20 protein-coding genes are annotated in these 19,827 nt (G+C 73.9%); 14 read left to right on the plus strand and 6 right to left on the minus strand.

Going from position 1 to position 19,827, the window contains the following annotated elements; translation table 11 throughout:
- Positions 1 to 57 precede the first annotated feature (57 nt).
- Positions 58 to 687: a TetR/AcrR family transcriptional regulator C-terminal domain-containing protein gene (locus ACIPSC_RS32255; protein WP_400831158.1), complete on the plus strand. Its 630-nt coding sequence runs from the start codon at positions 58 to 60 to the stop codon at positions 685 to 687.
- Between the two features lie 191 nt (positions 688 to 878).
- Positions 879 to 1,337, plus strand: coding sequence for a carboxymuconolactone decarboxylase family protein (locus ACIPSC_RS32260; protein ID WP_400831218.1), 459 nt, complete (start codon positions 879 to 881; stop codon positions 1,335 to 1,337).
- A gap of 111 nt (positions 1,338 to 1,448) precedes the next feature.
- Here the strand turns inward: ACIPSC_RS32260 and ACIPSC_RS32265 are convergent, their stop codons facing one another.
- Complete coding sequence (locus ACIPSC_RS32265) at positions 1,449 to 1,955, minus strand: DUF6624 domain-containing protein (protein WP_400831160.1); 507 nt, start codon at positions 1,953 to 1,955, stop codon at positions 1,449 to 1,451.
- A 485-nt stretch (positions 1,956 to 2,440) separates the two neighbouring features.
- Between ACIPSC_RS32265 and ACIPSC_RS32270 the strand changes: the two genes are divergently transcribed.
- The 3 genes from ACIPSC_RS32270 (at position 2,441) to ACIPSC_RS32280 (ending at position 5,273) form a co-directional block, all read left to right on the plus strand.
- Positions 2,441 to 3,367, plus strand: coding sequence for a hypothetical protein (locus tag ACIPSC_RS32270; protein WP_400831162.1), 927 nt, complete (start codon positions 2,441 to 2,443; stop codon positions 3,365 to 3,367).
- Between the two features lie 136 nt (positions 3,368 to 3,503).
- Positions 3,504 to 4,232, plus strand: coding sequence for a hypothetical protein (locus tag ACIPSC_RS32275; RefSeq protein ID WP_400831165.1), 729 nt, complete (start codon positions 3,504 to 3,506; stop codon positions 4,230 to 4,232).
- A 138-nt stretch (positions 4,233 to 4,370) separates the two neighbouring features.
- Positions 4,371 to 5,273, plus strand: coding sequence for an oxygenase MpaB family protein (locus tag ACIPSC_RS32280; RefSeq protein WP_400831169.1), 903 nt, complete (start codon positions 4,371 to 4,373; stop codon positions 5,271 to 5,273).
- A gap of 62 nt (positions 5,274 to 5,335) precedes the next feature.
- Here ACIPSC_RS32280 and ACIPSC_RS32285 read toward each other — a convergent pair whose 3' ends face one another.
- Positions 5,336 to 6,013: a hypothetical protein gene (locus ACIPSC_RS32285; RefSeq protein WP_400831172.1), complete on the minus strand. Its 678-nt coding sequence runs from the start codon at positions 6,011 to 6,013 to the stop codon at positions 5,336 to 5,338.
- Positions 6,014 to 6,059: 46 nt separating this feature from the next.
- Complete coding sequence (locus ACIPSC_RS32290) at positions 6,060 to 6,575, minus strand: ArsI/CadI family heavy metal resistance metalloenzyme (protein ID WP_400831176.1); 516 nt, start codon at positions 6,573 to 6,575, stop codon at positions 6,060 to 6,062.
- Positions 6,576 to 6,735: 160 nt separating this feature from the next.
- On the opposite strand from ACIPSC_RS32290, the gene ACIPSC_RS32295 reads away from it, so the two are divergent.
- The 3 genes from ACIPSC_RS32295 to ACIPSC_RS32305 are packed head-to-tail and all read left to right on the plus strand — an operon-like array spanning position 6,736 to position 8,273.
- Positions 6,736 to 7,053, plus strand: coding sequence for an ArsR/SmtB family transcription factor (locus tag ACIPSC_RS32295; RefSeq protein ID WP_400831220.1), 318 nt, complete (start codon positions 6,736 to 6,738; stop codon positions 7,051 to 7,053).
- Positions 7,050 to 7,799: an aquaporin gene (locus tag ACIPSC_RS32300; protein ID WP_400831179.1), complete on the plus strand. Its 750-nt coding sequence runs from the start codon at positions 7,050 to 7,052 to the stop codon at positions 7,797 to 7,799. Before ACIPSC_RS32295 ends, ACIPSC_RS32300 begins: the two co-directional genes overlap by 4 nt.
- Positions 7,800 to 7,853: 54 nt before the next feature.
- Entirely contained in the window at positions 7,854 to 8,273 is a 420-nt protein-coding gene (locus ACIPSC_RS32305; RefSeq protein WP_400831183.1) for an arsenate reductase ArsC, read from the plus strand.
- Positions 8,274 to 8,368: 95 nt separating this feature from the next.
- On the opposite strand, the gene pip is transcribed toward ACIPSC_RS32305, so the two are convergent.
- Together pip and ACIPSC_RS32315 are read right to left on the minus strand one after the other, a co-directional pair.
- Positions 8,369 to 9,334: a prolyl aminopeptidase gene (gene pip, locus ACIPSC_RS32310; RefSeq protein ID WP_400831187.1), complete on the minus strand. Its 966-nt coding sequence runs from the start codon at positions 9,332 to 9,334 to the stop codon at positions 8,369 to 8,371.
- Positions 9,335 to 9,457: 123 nt separating this feature from the next.
- Positions 9,458 to 9,661, minus strand: a complete 204-nt coding sequence (locus ACIPSC_RS32315) for a hypothetical protein (RefSeq protein WP_400831190.1) — start codon at positions 9,659 to 9,661, stop codon at positions 9,458 to 9,460.
- A 356-nt stretch (positions 9,662 to 10,017) separates the two neighbouring features.
- Between ACIPSC_RS32315 and ACIPSC_RS32320 the strand changes: the two genes are divergently transcribed.
- Both ACIPSC_RS32320 and ACIPSC_RS32325 read left to right on the plus strand, forming a co-directional pair.
- Positions 10,018 to 10,812 (plus strand): BTAD domain-containing putative transcriptional regulator, encoded by a 795-nt coding sequence (locus ACIPSC_RS32320; protein ID WP_400831192.1) that lies wholly within the window; start codon positions 10,018 to 10,020, stop codon positions 10,810 to 10,812.
- 41 nt (positions 10,813 to 10,853) lie between these two features.
- Positions 10,854 to 14,579 (plus strand): AfsR/SARP family transcriptional regulator, encoded by a 3,726-nt coding sequence (locus tag ACIPSC_RS32325; RefSeq protein WP_400831194.1) that lies wholly within the window; start codon positions 10,854 to 10,856, stop codon positions 14,577 to 14,579.
- Positions 14,580 to 14,650: 71 nt separating this feature from the next.
- Here the strand turns inward: ACIPSC_RS32325 and ACIPSC_RS32330 are convergent, their stop codons facing one another.
- Positions 14,651 to 15,193, minus strand: a complete 543-nt coding sequence (locus ACIPSC_RS32330) for an NUDIX domain-containing protein (RefSeq protein ID WP_400831197.1) — start codon at positions 15,191 to 15,193, stop codon at positions 14,651 to 14,653.
- Between the two features lie 601 nt (positions 15,194 to 15,794).
- Between ACIPSC_RS32330 and ACIPSC_RS32335 the strand changes: the two genes are divergently transcribed.
- The 4 genes from ACIPSC_RS32335 to ACIPSC_RS32350 all read left to right on the plus strand — a co-directional run bounded on the left by ACIPSC_RS32335 (position 15,795) and on the right by ACIPSC_RS32350 (position 19,420).
- Complete coding sequence (locus tag ACIPSC_RS32335) at positions 15,795 to 15,971, plus strand: hypothetical protein (RefSeq protein WP_400831199.1); 177 nt, start codon at positions 15,795 to 15,797, stop codon at positions 15,969 to 15,971.
- Between the two features lie 336 nt (positions 15,972 to 16,307).
- Positions 16,308 to 16,655, plus strand: a complete 348-nt coding sequence (locus tag ACIPSC_RS32340; RefSeq protein WP_400831202.1) for a DoxX family protein — start codon at positions 16,308 to 16,310, stop codon at positions 16,653 to 16,655.
- A 635-nt stretch (positions 16,656 to 17,290) separates the two neighbouring features.
- Entirely contained in the window at positions 17,291 to 18,433 is a 1,143-nt protein-coding gene (locus ACIPSC_RS32345; protein ID WP_400831204.1) for an AI-2E family transporter, read from the plus strand.
- Between the two features lie 162 nt (positions 18,434 to 18,595).
- Entirely contained in the window at positions 18,596 to 19,420 is an 825-nt protein-coding gene (locus ACIPSC_RS32350) for a hypothetical protein (protein WP_400831207.1), read from the plus strand.
- The last annotated feature ends 407 nt before the right edge of the window (positions 19,421 to 19,827 follow it).

A 19,827-nucleotide genomic window follows, 5' to 3' on the forward strand; every position in this document is an offset into this window, starting at 1 on the left:
AGGCTGCGTTGGCTGCTACTCTTGCCTTACGCCGTAAGAATGTCAAGGGGGGCGCTGATGGAGACGACCGGCAAGCGGGTGGGACTGACCCGCGAGAAGGTGCTGCGCGCCGCCCTGGAGGTCGCCGACCGCGACGGCATCGAGAAGCTGTCCATGCGCCGGCTCGGCACCGAACTCGGCGTCGAGGCGATGACGCTCTACCACTACCTGCCCAACAAGGCCGCCCTGCTCGACGGCCTCGTCGAACTCGTGGTCTCCTCTGTCCAGCCCGACACCGCCGGCCCGGCCGACCAATGGCCGCTGCGGCTGAGGGAGTTCGCCGTCGCCTTCCGCGCCGAACTGCTGCGCCACCCGGGCGTGATCCCGCTCGTCGCCACCCGGCCCGTCCGCTCGGCCGCGGCGCTGCAGGCGGTCGAGGACACGGCGGCCGCGCTCACCCGCGCCGGCATCACCCCCGTGCAGGCGCTGCGGATCGTCAACTCGGTGGCGATGCTGGTCGTCGGGCACTGCCTGGCCGAGGCCGCCGACACCCCGGGCCACCGGGACCAGGCCGGCGGCGGCGACCTCGACCTCGCGGACTTCCCCGTCCTGGCGGCCGCCGTCGCCCAGGGCCTCGGCTCCCCGGCCGACCATCAGGCCCGCTTCGACCTGGCCCTCGATGCCCTCCTGGCCGGCCTCCGGCCCTGACGGGCACTGCCTTCGGCGGTTCCCGCGATCCCTTTCCCGCCGGCTGTCACATCCGGGGCCCGGCGTCCGTCGGTGGGGTGTAGGCACGAGAGACCGCTGAAGGGAAGCCCACCGTGAACACCACCGCCGCCACCGAGACCACCGAGACCGCCACTGCTGTTGCCGATGCCGCCGAGGGTCTGCGGTCGCGGATGTCGGACCCGGCCGAGCTGGTGCCGGAGCTGAAGGAGTTGTCCGGCTGGCTGTACCGGGCCACCGGCAACCGTTCCGTCCCGCGGACCACGATCGGCCTGGTCCAGCTGCGCGCGGGTCAGATCGTCGGCTCGACCTACCTGACGGCCCTGCAGACCGGTCTGCTGCGCAAGGCCGGTGAGGCCGAGTGGCGGATCGACGCGGTGGCGACCTGGCAGAGCGCCCCGTACTTCACCGACGCCGAGCGTGTTGCCCTCGCGCTGGTCGAGGCGGTCCTGACCCCCAGCCCGCAGGGTGAGCGTGTCCCGGACGCGCTCTACGCGGAGGCGGCCCGGCACTACGAGCCGAAGGCGCTGGCCACCCTCACCCTGGCCATCGGCCAGGTCAACTTCTTCGTCCCCCTCGCCCTCATCGGCAAGCCCGTCCCCGGCGTCGCCCTCGCCGACCAGTGGACCTGACACCCTGATACCCCCCCACCCCCTCCACCCCCGCCGGCCCGGTGCACCCCCGCACCGGGCCGGCGGAACATCGCCGCCCTCGGGGATGATCCGCCGGATGCCGGGGGCGGGTCAGGCGGGCGAGAACCGGGCGACGTACTCGTCGAACGGGGGGATACCGACCTCTGCGCGGCGCTCGTCCATGCGCTCGGGATCCTCGCAGGGCCACGGGATCGGCGAGCCGTCCCTCACCCCGGCGATCTGCGTGCCGTAGATCTGCTTCCGCCCTTCGTTGACGAGCGTGCGGTCGCGCAGGAAGGCCAGATCGTGCGGGTCGGCGGCGTCCTCGGCCACCGCCTGTTCCATCAGCCGCAGCGCGCGCCGCTGAACGTCGAGCTGCCGGTCGGCGTGCTGCGCGATCAACCACGCGGCCCGGGCCGCGTCCTCGCCGACCAGTGCCGCGGTCGGCCACCCGTGCGCGTTCATGATCTCGGCGAGACGATCCGCGTGCTGCGCGGTCAAGCGACGCCACGCCAACTGCTCCGCCGGGTCGTCGCTGTTCGCGAAACGCGCGGCCCGGTGATCTGCCGCCGCCATGTCCGTGAGCTCCGCGGTTACTTCGGCAACGCCGGATGTCATCCCCACTCCAAACTCCAAGCCAGATGGACGTCTTCACTGGTCATCGGCAACCTTAAGCGGGCAAATCGCCACAGAATATCCTCCCGGGGGACGGTGACGGATACGTCCGAATACTGGGATACTTGATCTATCCACCGAGCCGGAGCCGGATAGAAGCCCGGCCGCCGCCCCGGCGAATGCGGCGAACCCCGGAGGCCGGATGCGGCGCACGGGCCCGGGAACACGCACCGCCAAGAGCCGGTAGCCCGCCCGCCGGCGGGCCGAACCGACCCCGCAGCTCCTGAGCCGGACGGATCCGAACGGATTCGATCCGAACTTTTGGTTATCGCGGCGACCGCCGGCGGTCTCCTGTCATGTGGGGCCGAGTTCCGAGCGGCACCGGCCGACCAGGAGAAGGGGAGAGCGATCATGGCGTGTCATCGCCGTACCGACCGTGCTGCCGCTGCCGCCGTCGAGTGCGCCCGTGCGGCAGGGGGCTGCCGCTGATGGCCGCCGACCCCCGCGCCCTCGCCCGCCGCTGGGCGGTGCTGTCCTGCGTGCCCGTGCTGCTCCTCGCCGCCATCGTCGCCTGCGACCCCTCCCCGGAGCCCCGCCCCGCGGACGCGCCGCCCGGCGGGCAGCGCGCTGCGGCCGCGGGGGCGGCTGCGGTCACCGCCGCGCCGGCCGCAGCCGTCGCGCCCGACCCGGCCGGCACTGACCGGGGCCTCGCCGCCGAACGGGACGGCTACCGCCTGGATGCCACGGCCACCGAACTGCCCGTCGGCCGGGCCACGGGCTACTCCTTCACCATCACCGGCCCCGACGGCCGGCCGGTCACCGACTTCGAGGTGCACCAGACCAGGAAGCTGCACTTCTACGCGATCCGCTCCGACCTCACCGGCTTCCAGCACCTGCACCCCGAGATGGCCGCCGACGGCACCTGGACCGCGGACCTCGCCGCCCTCACCCCGGGCAGCTGGCGGCTGTACGCCTCGTTCCTGCCGAGCGCTGCCCCCCACCACGGCACCGAGATCGTGCTCAGCCGCGTCGTGACGGTGCCCGGCACGAGCACGACGGTGCCGCTGCCTGCCCCGGCCGGCACCGCCACCGTCGACGGCTACACCGTCGCCCTCACCGGCGAACCGATGGCCGGCGCGTACCGGCTGACCGCCACCGTCACCAAGGACGGCCGGCCGGTCACCGACCTCCAGCCCTACCTGGACAGCTACGCCCACCTCACCGCCTTCCACGAGGGCGACCAGGCACTGGCCCACCTCCACCCGGCGGACAAGGCCGACGCCGACCACGGCGGCGGCCCGGTGCTGACCTTCCACGCGATGCTCGCCACGGCCGGGAACTGGCGGGTCTTCCTGCAGTTCCAGACCGCCGGCCGCCTGCACACCGCCGAGCTCACCCTGAACGTCGCCGCCTGACGCACACCCGCCCACCCCCCCTGACGCCTTCGGCCCCGGGTGGCCGCCCGGGGCCACCCCGTGGCACCGGAGGTCCGGGCGGCACCCTAGGATTCGCGATGATCGTTTACGGGGTTGCGAGAGGGACGAACAGGACATGCGGAATCGGGGGATCGCGGCGGCCGTGCTGTCGCTGGGGGCGCTGGTCGCGGGGTGCGGGTCCGGCGGGGCGGGCGGCGGTGCGGCAACCGTCACGGCGGCCGCGGCGCCGAAGGCCGAGAAGCTCGGACCCGACCCGGGCACCCGCTATGCCAGGATCAACGTGCCGAAGCTGGACGGCATGACCTGCGCCAAGGGCGAGGGCGGCTTCCACTTCGGGAGCGACCTGGACATGCACGTCTTCGGCGTCGACGACCTGCCCGCGCTGCAGGGGCAGGACGGTGACGACGACCAGGCCGGCGCGTCGTGCTTCGGCAACCCGCGCCTCAGGCTCAGCAGCGGCGCGCACACCGCGACGGTGCCCCACTTCACCGCCCGGACCAAGCTGTTCGCCGCGGTCGCGGACCCCGGCGCCGCCCTGGACAGGTCCTTCGAGCACACGATGAAGCTGAGCGCCGACTACGGCCGGGAGCGCATCGGCGAGCCGCGGCTGTTCACCACCCGTGCCCTGGTGGTGAAGTGCCAGCAGAACGTCGCCGCCACCTTCCCGATGACCACCTGCTTCTGGGCGAACTACAACGCGGTCGGTTCGATCGACTTCTTCCCCGCCGGCGGCGAACACCTCCCGCTGGACCAGGCCGCCGCCCGGACCCAGGCGGTCGCGGTCGCCGCACTCGCCGCCGCCCCCACCGCCGGAGCCTCGGCGTCCTCCGCGCCCCGTCCCTGACCCCCGTCGGCGCGGCCCGACTGCCCGGCCGCCCTGCCCCACGCGCGACCACGGGCCGGGCCCGGGCGAACGGCCGCCCGGCCGAGAAACCCACCGGCCGCACGGGGCAAGGCGGCCGCCACGGGGCAGGAGTCCGGTGTGGACGACGCGCAGACCGCCCGGAGCGGCGGATCGGTGGCCGGGCTGCGGGAGCGGCTCGGAGCCGAGCTGTTCGCCCGGGTGGCCGGCCCGGACGGTCCCGCCGTGCGGCAGCGGATACACGGGCGGCCGGGGCCGCGCTGGTTCGGCCCGCAGCGGCCGATCCGCACCGTCCACGGGGACGCGGCCATGTTCGTCGGCGGGCTGCGCGCCCTGCTGCTGCAGTCCCTCCACCCGCTGGCCATGGCGGCCGTCACCGCCCACTCCGGCTTCCGGAGCGACCCGTGGGGCCGCCTCCAGCGCACCAGCACGTTCCTGGCCGTCACCACCTTCGCAACCGCCGAGGACGCACAGGCCGCGGTGGACCGCGTCCGCGCCGTCCACGCCCGGATCAGCGGCACCACCGCGTCCGGGCAGAGCTACCGGGCGGCCGACCCGCACCTGCTCGGATGGGTCCACGCCGCCGAGGTCGACAGCTTCCTCCGGTCCCACCAGGCCTTCGGCGCCGCACCGCTCGACCCGGCCGGCTGCGACGGCTACCTCGCCGACACCGCCCGCGTCGCCTCGGCACTGGGCGTGGTCGACCCGCCACGCAACCGCGCCGAACTCGCCGCCCTCCTGCGCGCGTACGGGCCGGAACTCGACGCCACGACCCAGGCGCGGGACACGGCCAGGTTCCTCCTGCTCCACCCGCCCCTGCCGCTCGCGGCCCGCCCCGCCTACACCGCCCTCGCCGGCGCGGCCGTCTCGCTGCTCCCGCCGCAGTCCCGCCGGCTCCTCGGCCTGCCGCCGTCCGTGCCGCTGCTGGAGCCCGCGCTCGTCCGGCCGGCGGGCCGGGCCGTGGTGCGCCTCATCCGCTGGGCGATGGCGGGCCCGCCCCCGCCGGAGCAGGCGCCGGACTGACCGGTTCCGGCGCCATCTCCTGTCCGCCGCAAGGGTTTTGCCTGATGCTGCAGGTCCGCGCGTCAGGCCAGGCCGAACCGGGCGGCGAGGTGCCGGGCCAGGTCGTCGACGGGGGTGGTGCCGTCGACGATGAGGGTGTCGACCCTGTGGAGCGGGGCCTGCCGGCGGATCTCCTCGTCCCAGAGCGCGTCGCGGGCGAGGCGTGCGGCCAGTGCCTCCGCCGGGTCCGCCTCGCCCCAAGTGGCCCGGGCCCGGGCGGGATCCGCATACCGGGCGGTGAGGACGTCCTGCCGGAAGCCGGGGGTGGGCAGCAGGAAGACGGCCTGGTCGGCGCGGCGCAGCAGCGGTGCGAGGTGGCGGGGGAGGAGCCCGAAGTAGTCGACCAGGACGGTGCGTCGGGCGGGCAGGGCGAGGAGGTCCTCGACCAGGAGCCCGACGGTTTCGCCGTGCAGGCCGGGCATGGCCCGCAACATCTGCTGTGCGGTGCGGTCGTGCCACATCGCCCCGGGCGACTGGTCCCGCAGCGCGGCCAGGTGGGGGTGACGCTGCGGCGTGCACCGGTCGAGCCAGCCGTGCTCGGCACGGTCGCCGTCGTAGACGGTCACGTCGTGGCGCTCGGCGAGCAGCCGGGTCAGCGTGCTCTTGCCGGCGCCCGTGCCGCCGGCGATCCAGCGCACGTGCGCAAGCCGCCCGGCGAGGTCGTCAACAGGCTTGCCGAGATCGGGGATTGGGGAGGTCATGACCCCCATGGTCCCGGCTGCGGCGCAGAAATTGCAGTCTTGTCCTTCACCCCCCGGCGCACGAACATGAAAGAGAGGGGACACCTGCCGGCGCGGCCCGGAGGCGTTTCGGGAGCAGCCCCGTGGCGGTGCCGCAGCAGGCGCCGACCGGTGCGCCGGCGCTCTCGCCCGTGTTCGCGCCGGGGCTCGCTTCGGGGGCGTCGGCCTTGACGGTGTAGACCTCCCAGGGCTCGCCGCCGGGGCCGTGGACCCAGACCTTGTCCTGGAGCGCGTAGCAGCAGGTGGTGTCGTGCTCCTCGACGGTGGCCAGGCCGGCGTCCCGGAGGCGGGCGTCGGCGGCGGCGACCTGCCCGGTGGTGGCGACCTCGACACCGAGGTGGTCCAGGCGGGTCTCCTGGCCGGCTTCGCCCTCGATGAGGACGAGCTTGAGCGGGGGCTCGGCGACGGCGAAGTTCGCGTAGCCGGGGCGGCGCTTGGCGGGCTCGGTGCCGAAGAGCTTGGAGTAGAAGGCGACGGAGCCTTCGAGGTCGGCGACGCGCAGGGCGAGCTGAACACGGGACATGGCGGGTCCTTCCCGATCCGGGGTCCTTGTATCGACGTATGTCGATACAAGCGAGGTTGCCACCGGAATCGATGAGCGTCAACATAGACGCATGTCGAATCCGGAGTTGAAGGTGCTCGACCAGGATCGGGACGCGGCCGCCGCCGTGTGCTGCTCGCCGATGGTCCGCGAGCCGCTGGGTGAGGAGGCCGCTGCCGACCTGGCCCGCATGTTCAAGGCGCTCTCCGACCCGGTGCGGCTGCGCCTGCTGTCGCTGATCGCCTCGCACGAGGGCGGCGAGGCGTGCGTCTGCGACCTGACCGGGCCGTTCGACGTCTCCCAGCCGACCATCTCCCACCACCTGAAGGTGCTGCGCGAGGCCGGCCTGGTCGGCTCCGAGCGGCGCGGGACCTGGGTCTACTACTGGGTGCTGCCGGCCGCCCTCGCCCGCCTGTCGTCCCTGCTCCAGGCCCCGGCACCCGGCGGCGACCCCCGGTGACGGCCCCCGCCCCGCTCGCCCGCCGGGCCGCGGTCGAGCTCGCCGGTACCGCCGCACTGGTCGCCGTCGTCGTCGGCTCCGGCATCCAGGCCGCCGGCCTCTCCCACGACACCGGGGTGCAGCTGCTGGCCAACTCCCTGGCCACCGTGTTCGGCCTCGGCGTGCTGATCACCCTGCTCGGGCCGGTCTCCGGCGCGCACTTCAACCCGGCCGTCACCCTCGCCGCCTGGTGGGCCGGACGCCGCACGGGCGACGGCCCCACCCCGCGGGAGGTCGCCGCCTACCTGCCCGCCCAGGTCGCGGGGGCGATCGGCGGCGCGGTGCTGGCGGACGCGATGTTCGGCGAACCGCTCGTGCGCTGGTCCGCCCACGACCGCTCGGCCCCGCACCTGTGGCTGGGCGAGGTGGTGGCGACCGCCGGCCTGGTCCTGCTGGTCCTCGGCCTCGGCCGGGTCGGCCGTGCGCACCTGGCGCCGGTCGTGGTCTCCTCCTACATCGGCGCCGCGTACTGGTTCACCTCCTCGACCAGCTTCGCCAACCCCGCCGTGACCGTCGGCCGGGCCTTCACCGACACCTTCACAGGCATCCGGCCCGCCTCCGTGCTGCCGTTCGTCACCGCCCAGCTGGGCGGCCTGGTGCTCGGGCTCGCCCTGGTGGCCGTCCTGTTCGGCCGGCCGGCTCCGGCGCGCGGCGGCGTCGAGCCGGCCGCACAGCCCGACCGCCCGCTCGCCGCCGCAGGCCGCTGACAGTCCGGCCTCCGCACCCTCCGACCGCACCCCCGATCAAGGAAGTACCCTGCCGTGAGCACCCCCGCCGTGCCGTCCGTCCTGTTCGTCTGCGTGCACAACGCCGGCCGCTCCCAGATGGCCGCCGCCTTCCTCGCCCACCTCGCCGCCGGCCGGGTCGAGGTCCGCTCCGCCGGCTCCGCCCCGGCCGACACCGTCAACCCGGCCGTCGTCGAGGCCATGGGCGAGGCCGGCATCGACATCTCCGCCGAGATCCCCAAGGTCCTGACCACCGAGGCCGTCCAGGCCTCCGACGTCGTGATCACCATGGGCTGCGGCGACGCCTGCCCGTACTTCCCCGGCAAGCGCTACCTCGACTGGAAGCTGGCGGACCCGGCCGGCCAGGGCGTCGACGCCGTCCGCCCGATCCGCGACGAGATCGAGCAGCGCATCCGCGCCCTGCTCACCGACCTCGGCATCGACGCCACCGCCTGAGCCCAGGCTCCGGCCCCCCGGCCCCGGTTGCGCACACCGCGCGCCCGGGGCCGGCACCGTTCCCACGCCCGGGCCCCACCCGCCCGGGGCCGCGCTCAGCGGGTCTTGAACTCCTCGATGGCCGCCCGGACCACGTCGCGCAGGGCGTTGCTGCCGGCGTGCCCGGAGTCCTCGACGATGTGCAGCCGCGCGCCCGGCCACGCCTTCGCCAGCTCCCACGCCGTCTGCACCGGGCTGCCCATGTCGTGCCGGCCGTGGACCAGCACCCCCGGGATCCCGGCCAACTTGTGGGCGTTCCGCAGCAACTGCTCCTCCTCCAACCACGCGCCGTGGCTGAAGAAGTGGGCGCAGATCCGCACGAACGCGATTCGCTCGTCGGCCTCGCGGGCGCTGTACATGCCGGGCACGCCGTTCGGCTCGTTCGAGATGACCGCGTCCTCCCAGGCCACCCAGTCGGCCGCGGCCTTCTCCCGGACGGCCCGGTCGGAGTGCTCCATCAGCCGCGCGTAGGCCGCCACCAGATCGCCGTCCCGCTCGTCCTCGGGGACGCCGTCACGGAACCGGTCCCACGCCTCGGGCTGGAAGCGTCCCGCACCCCGGTACAGCCAGTCGGTCTCGGCGCGGCGGGTCGTCGTCACCGCCGGGATGATCATCTCGCTGACCCGCCCGGGGTGTTGCTGCGCATAGGCCAGGACGAGCGTCGAGCCCCAGGAGGCGCCGAACAACAGCCAGCGCTCGACGCCCAGGTGCTCGCGCAGCCGCTCCATGTCGTCGATCAGGTGCTGCGTGGTGTTCAGGCTCATGTCCGCGGCCGGGTCGCCGGCGTGCGGGGTGCTGCGGCCGCAGTTGCGCTGGTCGAAGCGGATCAGCCGGTAGCACGCGGGGTCCCAGGCCGTCGGCGGCCTGCGCGACGCGCCGGAGCCCGGGCCGCCGTGCACATTCAGGGCCGGCTTGCCGTCGGGGCTGCCGAACTGCTCGTAGTAGATGCGGTTGCCGTCCCCCGTGTCGAGGAACCCGTGGTCGTAGGCACTGCTCGGAGGGTAGGGATCATCGTCAGCCATGACCGTCGATCCTAGGCGCGAGCCCGGTCGAAATCCCCGCGAATTCCCCAACCGGCAGCACGGGCAGCGACGTTGAGCCGAGGCCCGGCCCCGCAGGCGCGCGGGGCCGGGCACCCGCGCGCATCAGCCGGAGGCGCCGGCCGGGGCGGCGATCACCGAGAACGCGTACAGGATCGTGGGCAGCACCCCGAGCAGCGTGACGACCACGGCCAGCACGGCCACCTGGCGCCGCGCACCGCGCGACGCCGACACCAGGAAGCCCACCAGGGCGAAGAACGCCAGGGCGACAACCCCGGCGACGAGCACAGCGGACATCTGAACCTGCATGTGGAGACCCCTTGTTGTGACGAGCCCAGTCCGGTCCGGCAGTGCGGGGCGAAGGCGGAACGGTGCCGCGGCCCCTTGGTAGGAGAGGCCAACCGCCGTGCCGCACACTGACGTTGCGGCCGACGCTAGCCCACACGACACGGGCGGCAACAGCGCCGCCGGCAACACCGGGGAACGCCAAAGGGGGCGAGACCCCCCGGGCTACCACCCCCGAGGGTCCTCACCTGCAACGACGGCGGACTGGGCAAGTCGCCACACGTCTGGATCCAGCATCGCGCCAACGGCTAAACGTTCGCGAAACGTCCGCGCTGCACGCTCACTTAACGGATTCTGAGCAAGCTGTTACTGTGCCAGGCGTGGTGGCAGACCTTCAGTTCGCCCTCCTGGGACCGGTGACCGCCCGCCGGGGCCCACTCGCGATCGCCATCGGCCCGCCGCAGCGCCGGGCCCTGCTGGCCCTCCTGCTGCTCGCCCGCTCGCAGGCCGTCCCGGTCGCGGTGATCCGGGAGCGGCTCTGGCCGGCCGGCGCGCCGACGACCGCCGTCAACGCGATCCAGGGCCACGTCCACCACCTGCGCCGGCACCTGCGCCAGCACGCCCCGGCCGACGCCCCCGCCCCGCCCCTCACCAGCCACCCGGGCCACTCACCCGACCAGGCGAGCTACGCACTGCACATCGGCACCGAAGCGGTGGACATCCTCGCCTTCCGCCGACTGGCCGACCGTGGCAGGGAGTTGGAAGACGAAGGCAACACCGGGGAGGTGCTGAACATGTGCCTCGCCGCACAGTCCCTGTGGCGCGGGCAACCGCTCGCAGACCTGCAGCCCACGCCCTACGTGCGGGCGGTCCGCCAGGGCCTGCTCGACGTCCGCCAGGACCTGCGCACCCGCGCCGCCCGCGCCCGCCTGGAACTCGGCGCGGTCTCCGAAGCGGTCGTCGACCTCCAGCAACTGCACCTGGAACACCCGGGCGACGACGGGATCGTGCTCCTGCTGACGACGGCGCTGGTCCGGGCCGGCGCCCGCCGCCGCGCACTGGAACTGCTCGACGAGGAACTGCGCACCTGGCAGCGGCAGTACGCGCACCGGCCCGAACAACTGCTGCGCCAGCGCGAATGGATCCTCTCCGACGAACCGGAGGAGTCCCGGTGAGGGGCGGCGGGACGGGCGAAGTCCCGGTGAGGGGAGGGGCGATGAGGGTCGAGGCGCGGCTGCTGGGGCCGGTGACGCTGACGGTCGACGGCGCGCACACTCCGGTCGGCGGCGCGAACGCCCTGGCCCTGCTGGCGGCCCTGCTGATCACCCCCGGACAGCCCGTCGCCGTCCAGCAGCTCATCACCGACATCTGGGGCGACGCGGCCCCCAAGCCACCGCGCTCGCGCGCGCAACTGCACTCCCTGGTGAGCCGGCTGCGCACCCACCTGCGGGCCGCGAACGCCGCCGCGCCCGCCCTCCTGCAGGCGCAGGACAAGAGCTACCTGCTCGACGTCGACCCCACCCGTGTGGACGTTACCCGGTTCCGTGCGCTGGCCGACCAGGGCCGAGCGGCCCTCGCCGACGGCCGGCCCGGGGCGGCACACGACCTGCTCGACCGGGCCCTGGCCTGCTGGAGTGGCCCGGCGCTGGGCGGCGTGCGCACCCACGGGCGGCTGGAGGAGGAACGGCAGGCGCTGGAGGCCCTGCGACTGGAGACGCTGGGCCTGCGGATCGACGCCGATCTGCACCTCGACCGGCCCGCCGCCGTGATCCCCGAACTACGCGCCCTCACCGCCGAGTTCCCCGCAAGCGGGCGCTTCGGGGCCCAGCTGGCCGAAGCCCTCGAACGCACCGGCCGGGCCACCGAGGCCCGGCAACTGCGGCAGGCGGCCGCCCAGCCCGGCCGGGCGGGGGAGACCGGCACGCGGACGCCCACCGGCACGCCGCCCGAGGACCCGTCGACGGCGGCACCGGCCACGACCGCCCAGCCCGGTCGTCCGTCCGACCCCGCGCCCGACCCGGACGAACTGCGGATCTCGCTCCTTGGCCCGGTCCGGGCCCGGCGCGGGACCACCGAGCTGCCACTCGGCTCCCCCCAACAGCGGGCCGTCCTCGCCATGCTGGCCGCGCGCGCCGGCAGACGCATGTCGATCCAGGACATCATCGACAGCCTCTGGGACTATCCGGCGCCCTCCCAGGCCGTCGCCGCCGTCCGCACCTACGTCTCGCGGCTGCGCAAGGCCCTGGTGCACGAGCGGCCGGCAGCGCGGGCGGACGCCGCCCTGGTCAGCGTCAGTGACGGCTACGAGCTGCAACTCCCGCGCACGGCCGTCGACCTCCACGTCTTCGAGAACCTGCTCGCCGAGGCGGGGGCGGCCCATGCGGCGGGCGACCACGCCACCGCCGCCCGGACGGCCGCCGACGCACTCGCGCTCTGGCACGGCGACGAAGCCCTGGCAGCCCTCCCCGGCTTCCACGCCGGCGCACTGCGGACCAAACTGGCGGAGCAGCGGATCGACGCGGCCGAACTCCTGCTGGCGTCCCGGATCGAGCTGGGGCACGGCGCCGAGGTGATCACGGAGCTGAGTGAGCTGACGAGGCAGCACCCGCTGCGCGAGCGCCCGCGCGAACTGCTGATGCTCGCGCTCTACCGGGGCGGACGCCAGGCCGAGGCACTGGGCGTCTACACCGACACCCGCAAGCTGCTGATCGAGGAACTCGGCGTGGAGCCAGGCGCCGGGCTCGCCTCGATGCACACCCGCATCCTCGCCGGGGACCCCGCCCTCGCCCAAACCCCGGCCGCTGCGGGCCGCGACGAGCTTGCGACCGTCCCTGCGCCTGCCCAACTGCCGGCGAATGTCGCGGACTTCACCGGACGATCCGGCCTGGTCCACGAGCTGCGCGCGACCCTGCGCGGCGGATCGGGACAGGCCCCGGTGGTGGCGTCGCTGTCCGGCATCGGCGGCGTCGGCAAGACGACACTGGCCGTGCACGTCGCGCACAGCCTCCGGGCCGACTTCCCCGACGGCCAGCTCTACGTCGACCTGCGCGGCGCAGGCCTACGCGGCCCGGCCGATCCGGCCGCCGTGCTGGGCGACTTCCTGTACGCGCTCGGTGTGGCCGAGCCCCCCGACTCCTTCGAGCAGCGCGCCGCGCTCTACCGCTCGCTGCTGGCCGACCGGCGCATGCTCGTCTTGCTGGACAACGTCGCCGACGCCCGGCAGGTGATGCCGCTCGTCCCCGGCGCCCCCGGCAGCGCCGTCCTGATCACCAGCCGGCCCCGGCTCGCGCAGCTGCCCGGCGCACACCTCCTGGACGTCGCGGAGCTGACCCCACAGGAGGCGTTCGACCTGTTCGCCGCGATCGCCGGCCGGCACCGGGTCGACGCCGAGCCGGAAGCCGCCCTGGCGGTGGTCACCGCTTGCGGCTTCCTGCCGCTCGCGGTGCGCATCGCCGCCGCGAGGCTCGCCAGTCGGCCCAGGTGGAGTGTCTCGGACCTCGCACGCCGCCTTGCCGACCAGCGGCGACGGCTCTCAGAGCTGCAACTCGGCAACCTTGCGGTCGAGACCATCATCGGCCTCGGCTACGGCCAGCTACGGCCCGAGGAAGCGCGTGCCTTCCGACTCCTCTCGCTGATCAACGTGCCGGACCTGCCGCTTTCCGCGATCGCGGCCCTGCTCGGCACGGACGAGGATCTGGCCGAGGATCTGGCCGAGAGTTTGGTCGAGGCGAACATGTTGGAGAGCCACACACCCGGGCGCTACCGCTTCCACGACCTGCTCCGCCTCTACGCGCGGTCGCGGAACGAAGCACTCGGCGACACCGATGCGCAGCAGGACGCGCTGATAAGGCTGTTGGACTTCCTGCTCGCCACGACACGCAGCGTGGTACAGGCGATGGGACTGGACGACATGCTGCCCGACCCGCAGCACAGCCCCTCCACACCCGGTCTTGTCCTGCACGGGGACACGGAGGCCCGGGACTGGCTCCACTCCGCCGTACCGCTGGTCCTGGGAAGCATCGAAGCGGCGGCCCCCGGGCCGGCCGCACTGGTGCGTCCGGCCGTCGATCTCGCCGTCGCCCTCACCGAGGTCCTGGAGGACTGGGGGCCGGCCGTCGACCCCGGGGTGCTCGACGCCGTCGCCGCCGCAGCACGGTCTCGGCGGGACCTGGCCTCCCTCGGCCGGATCCGGTACGCGCAGGGCAACCTACACGTGCTGGCGGGGAAGTACGGGCGTGCCGAGGAGGCCTTCCGCGACAGCCTGAGCCTCCAGGGACCGCACGACATGACCCGGCTGCGGGCGGTGGTATCGGTGCGCCTCGCCGTCCTGCTCGGCATCACGGGCCGCTCAGGGGAGGCGCTGCCCCTGTACGAACAGGCCCTCGGGATCAGCCGCATCGTCGGACCCGCCACCGCCGAGACGCACGTCCTGGCGCGCATGTCCCGGGAGTACGTTCATCTGGGCATGCCCGAAGAGGGTGTCGGGGCGGGGCGATCGGCGGTCGAAGCCGCCCGCGCGACAGGCAGCACGCCGGTCCTCGCCGACACGCTCTACCACCTCGGTGTGGTGCTGGCCGCGACCGGAACACCCGCCGAGGCGATCGACCGGCTGCGCGAGGCGGTGGCGCTGTTCCAGTCTCGTCGGCAGCGGCTCTGGGAGGGCTATGCGCTTGCCCGCTTGGCCGCCTCCCTCCTGGCCACGGGCCAGGACCGTGCCGCCGCCGAGGCCGCCGACGAGTCGTTGACCATCGCGCAGGAGCTGGACGCGCCCTACTGCCAGGGGCTCGCCAATGCCGCCCTCGGAGAAGCCCTCCTGAAGACAGAGCAGACCGCGCGCGCTCTGGCCTGTCTCCAGGAGGCACACTCGGCACTCGCGCGACTCGGCGCGACCGAGGCCGCCGCCGTGGTAGAGCTCATCCAGCACGTGGGGGCGAACCGGTAAGGCCCCGTCGATGAGGTTCTCCGCGCGGCGCTCCGGCCCCTCGCCGTGCGGCCGTCCCCCTTGCCCGCCGCTCAGCCCGCGCCGTCGGTGACGTCCCGGCCGCCGGTGACGTCCCGGCCGTCGGTGAGCACCGCGGTGGCCGCCGTGCGGCGGGCCCGCCAGAGCGAGGCGAACCAGGCCGTCTGCTCCGGCTGCAGGTCCGGCAGCCACTCCTCGTACGTCCGCCAGGCCCAGGCGTCGTGCTCCGCACTGAGCCGCACCTTACCCCCGGCCGGCGCCGCGCCGGCGTCGAACGCGAAGTCGATGACGGGGGGCCAGCCGTCCGCGGCGGAACGGTAGTCGACGACGAGCGGGCGCAGCACCGCGGTCAGACGGATACCGGTCTCCTCGGCCGTCTCGCGCCGCGCGGTGGCCACCGGGTCCTCACCCGGATCCCCGAGACCGCCCGGCAACTGCCACCAGGCGGGGTGACCGGGATAGCCCCGGGCCTGGTGCAGCATCAGGATGCGGCCGGCCGCGTCGGTCAGCAGCACGGAGGCGGAGACGGCGTGCGGCGGCAGGGTGGCGGCGAAGTCGGCCGGGGCGAGCAGCGGAGCGAGGGTCGGGACGGCCACGGCAGGATCGCTCCTTCGACTGGTCGGGGAATCAGGGCGGGCCGACCGCGGGCCCACAACGGCGACCCCGGCCACCGGCCGACCCGGCACCACCCCTACCGTAGCGAACTGTGACGGCGTGGTTGCGGTGGGTGGCGGCTTGGGTTGCGCGGCCGCACCGGGAGCCAGGCCGGGACGCGCCCCCCTTGTCCCGAAATGCGGAATTGCCGATCAATTGCCCCCTTGTGCTGAAATGCAATTCGGTGTTCTATGGCCCTTGGTGTCTTCCGTTGAGTGGCATGCCGGAATCTCGAAGCAAAGCCCCGGAATTCGGCGGTGGGTGCGCCCGGAGCGTTGCTGCGCAGGGCCGTTCTCTCCCCGAACGTGATTGCCTGGAGCCGGAAGTGGCGCCACGGAGCCTTGTCGCCGCAGCGCTGCCCGCGAGCCCGCGGCCCGGCTGCGCAAATCCGTTGCGACACTAGGGTGATTCGCGCGTTTGGTAATTGAAAGTCCGCAGATACATACCTAACGTGCGAAATAGATGAGGCCCCCGCCCGGATCTTTGGAGAGAAGGGGGCGAGGGCCTCGTTCGGACACCCCTGCTCAGTGACAGGAAGGTCGCATGACGAAGGATAAGCCGACACCCGAAGCACCCGCGGAAGCCGAGCCGCGTGTCAACCGAACCACCGCCCGCCGCTACCGAAGGCTGCTGGCGCTGAAGGCCGCCGGCGGCGCGGCCTACGGCCTCGGCGCGGGAACCATCGGCCTGCTGTTCTGGTGGCTCAAGCGACTCGACTGACCGCTCCACCGACGCCACGGACCGGCCACCACCGGTCCGGCGCACCGGCCTTGACGGCCCGCCCCACCGGGACGGGCCGTCAAAGCCGCCGGCACCACCCCGAACCCGAGGCTCCGCAGTGGGGCGCGGCGTGGGAAGTCGGCGGGGCCGACCTCCCACGCCGCACCCGCGCGACGGCTCGCGACAGCCCCCGCGGCCTGCGGCCCGCGAAAACTTCTTCGGGTGCGCTGTCACATCCGGTGCGGGCGACGGGTCAGAGGAGTGTTCGAGCAAGCGCAACGAAGCGGGACGGGGCTCCTCCGCCGGCTTCCGTCCACACGAATCTGGGGTATCACCGTGTCTGTCGCCCACGTCGTCCTCGCCGTCGTCAGCGCCGTCTGGGTCGGCTTCTCCGGCTTCTCGCTGGCCCGCCGCGCCGAGTTCGTCACCCAGCCGCTCGTCGAGTACGGCGTTCCCCGCTCGTGGTGGACCCCGCTCGCGCTCGCCAAGCTCGCCGGTGCCGCCGGCCTGCTGGTCGGCCTCGCGATCCCCGCCATCGGCGTCGCCGCCGCGGTCGGCCTGATCCTCTACTTCCTCGGCGCCGTGATCACCAACGTGCGGGCCCGCTCGTACAAGACCGTGCCCTTCCCGCTCCTGTACCTCGTCCCCGTCGCCGTCACCCTGGGCCTCGGCCTCGCTGCCTGACCCGGCCGTGAGCCCCCACCGGCGGTGCCGCACCGACGCGGCACCGCCGCCGGCATGCCCGGGCCCGCGGCGTTGCCGGAAACCGCCCATCCGCCCGCGCCGATGTGATGGTGTGGGCGTCCGGGGCCCGGGCCCGGGCCTGAGTCCGAGTCCGCATCAGTCCAGGGAGGCCGCCGTGTCCCGAACGCCGCAGGAGATCTTCCAGAGCTACGTCATGGCCGGGGCCATGAGCCGCGACGCTTCCGCATCCGCGACGGGCGGATCGCCCGACTGCGCGACTACTTCGCACCCCGCCTGGTGGACTGACACCCCACGGCCCGAGCGCCCCGCACCGGCGCCCGCCCGAGCGCCCGACGCAGGGGTTCAGCCGCACCGCCCGGCCCTGAGCCCGGGCCCCCATGGTCCAAGCGCTGCGCATCGGACCGTCCCTGCCGGTACGGCGGGCGGCGTCCCGGAACCGGGCGAAGGATCACCCGGAGAGCCGGTGTGTCGGCGCGGGAACAGCCCGCGCGGCGCCCCGCCCGCTATCCAGGGCTCATGCCGCTTTCACACCCCAGCACCCCCCACCCCCACGGCCGCCCCGCGCAACCGGCCGCCCGCCGCACCACCCGGCGCGCCGCGCACGGCCCTGCGGCATGCCGGTGAGGCGCCCGGGATCCCCCCGCCCCGGCTCCGTCCGGCCGCCCCGCCCCGCGGCGGCCGCCGCACGCGGCGCAGGCCCGGTGCTGCGCCGCCTGTCCGACTACGCGTGGCGGCTGCTCGTCGTCGCCGCGATCGCCTACCTGGTGCTGATGGTGCTGGGGCGCTTCCACCTGATCACCCTGGCCGGGTTCCTCGCCCTGGTGATCACCTCGGTGGTCCGGCCACTGGTCGACCTGGCGGCCCGCGTCCTGCCCCGTCCGCTCGCCGTCCTGGTCGGGCTGGCCGTGGCGATCCTGGTCCCGGCCGGGCTGCTGGCCCTGATCGGCGAGAGCATCGCGGACGACGTGTCCCGCCTGGCCAAGGAGTTCCAGGGTGGCCTGGACCGGCTGGAGAAGCTGCTGGAGGGCGCCCCCTTCCGCCTCGACCCGTCCACCTTCGACGACCTCCAGCGCAAGGTCTCCGACTTCGTCACCGAGCACCGCTCGACGCTGATCAGCACGGCCGTCAGCGGCGCCGGCCGGGTGGTCGAGATCGCGACCGGCGCCGCGCTCGCGCTCTTCATGTCGGTGTTCTTCCTGCACTCGGGGGAGCGGATGTGGCAGTGGATCGCCTTCCAACTGCCGCCCGCCGCCCGGGACCACCTCGACCGGGGCGGCCGCGCGGGGTGGCGGACCTTCGCCGGCTACACCCGCGGCATCTTCATCGTCGCGGCCACCAACGCGATCATGGTCGGCATCTCCCTGTTCTTCCTCGGCGTGCCGCTCGCCCTGCCGCTGACCGTCCTCGAATTCTTCGCCTCCTTCGTCCCCCTGGTCGGCTCGCCGATCGCGATGCTGGTCGCCTCCCTCGTCGCCCTGGCCGCCCGCGGCCCGGTGATCGCGATCGTCGTGCTGCTGCTGATCGTGGTGATCGGCCAGATCGAGGGCCACCTGCTCCACCCGCTGGTGATGAGCTGGGCGGTCAGCCTCCACCCGGTCGTGGTCGCGGTCTCCGTCCTCGCGGGCAGCATCGCCGCCGGCGTGATCGGCGCGGTGGTCGCCGTCCCCGCCGTCTCGGTCGTCTGGTCGGTCTACACCGAACTGCGCGGCCCGCGGCCCGCACCGCACCGGCCCGCATCGCCACGGCCCTCACCCTGATGCTCCCGCGGCCGCCCCAGGTCGGACCGTGCGCCGAAAATCCCGGCGCGCGGCCCGGCGCGGGCGGCCATAATCGGCGCAGGAACTTCGCCCGCGCACTTTCGGCGGGCGGTCGGGGCGGGAACATCGGGGAGAAACGTTTTGGCAAGGCCGGCCACACCCGTGGCAACGACCGTACTGGCGCTGCTCCTGCTCCTCCTCGTGCCGGTGGCCGGCTGTTCGGCTTCACCGGAGCCGGCCGGCTCCGCACCGGACGACGGAAGCCGGACGAACCTCGCGCCGTCGGCCCGGGTGCCGTCCTCGGCACCCCCGGCCGCTGCCCAACCCGGCTGGCTCGGCGTCGAACCCCTGCCGCGGGAGCGGCTGACGGCCGCGCTGCTGTCCGCCGCCGACCTGCCCGCCGGCAGCACCACCGAGACCGTCGACGGCACACCCGACGCCGAGACGACCGCGCGGTTCGAGAAGGCCGCAGAGCGGAATCCGGCCTGCGCGCCGATCATCACCGTCCTCGCCGAACAGCCCGACGCGGCCGCCCGGCGCATCTACGTCACCGGGAACAACGTGCGCCGCAACCGCACCGGGGCGTACCTCGGCAGCTTCCCCGAGGGCCACGTCCGGCAGCGCTTCGACGCCCTGACCGCCGCCGTCTCCGGCGGCTGCTCCCGGTTCCGACTGCCCGGCCCCGGCGGCGACCGGGAGCTGCAGGTCGAGGCGGTGCCGTTGGAGGGGCTGGAGGCGCCTGCCGTCGGTTTCCGGATTCTCTCGCCCACCGGCGCGCTGGAGACGACGGGCGGAGCGACAACGGTCTACCTCTACGCGGCCGTCGGCGACAACCGCATCCTGTTCACCAAGATCGACGACACCGCGAACCACCCCACCCTGTCGGCCGACCTGGTGACCGCGCAGATCCACCGACTCGTCGTCACCGCGCAGACCCCGACGCCCACTTCGACGACGACGCCGGCCGTGCCGGCCCCGACCGGCTGAACAGACGCGGGCCCGGCAGCGGTTCCCGACCGGATCCGCACCGTCCAATGGTGATCAATCGGCGGCGTCGGCTCCCCGGCCGACCACCAGGCCCGCTTCGACCTGGCCCTCGATGCCCTCCTGGCCGGCCTCCGGCCCTGACGGGCACTGCCTTCGGCGGTTCCCGCGATCCCTTTCCCGCCGGCTGTCACATCCGGGGCCCGGCGTCCGTCGGTGGGGTGTAGGCACGAGAGACCGCTGAAGGGAAGCCCGCCATGAACACCACCGCCGCCACCGAGACCGCCACCGAGACCGCCGCCGCCGTCGAGGGTGTGCGGTCGCGGATGTCGGACCCGGCCGAGCTGGTGCCGGAGCTGAAGGAGTTGTCCGGCTGGCTGTACCGGGCCACCGGCAACCGTTCCGTCCCG

This window comes from Kitasatospora sp. NPDC090091, assembly GCF_044747365.1.
In the GTDB taxonomy this organism is placed as follows: Bacteria; Actinomycetota; Actinomycetes; order Streptomycetales; family Streptomycetaceae; genus Kitasatospora.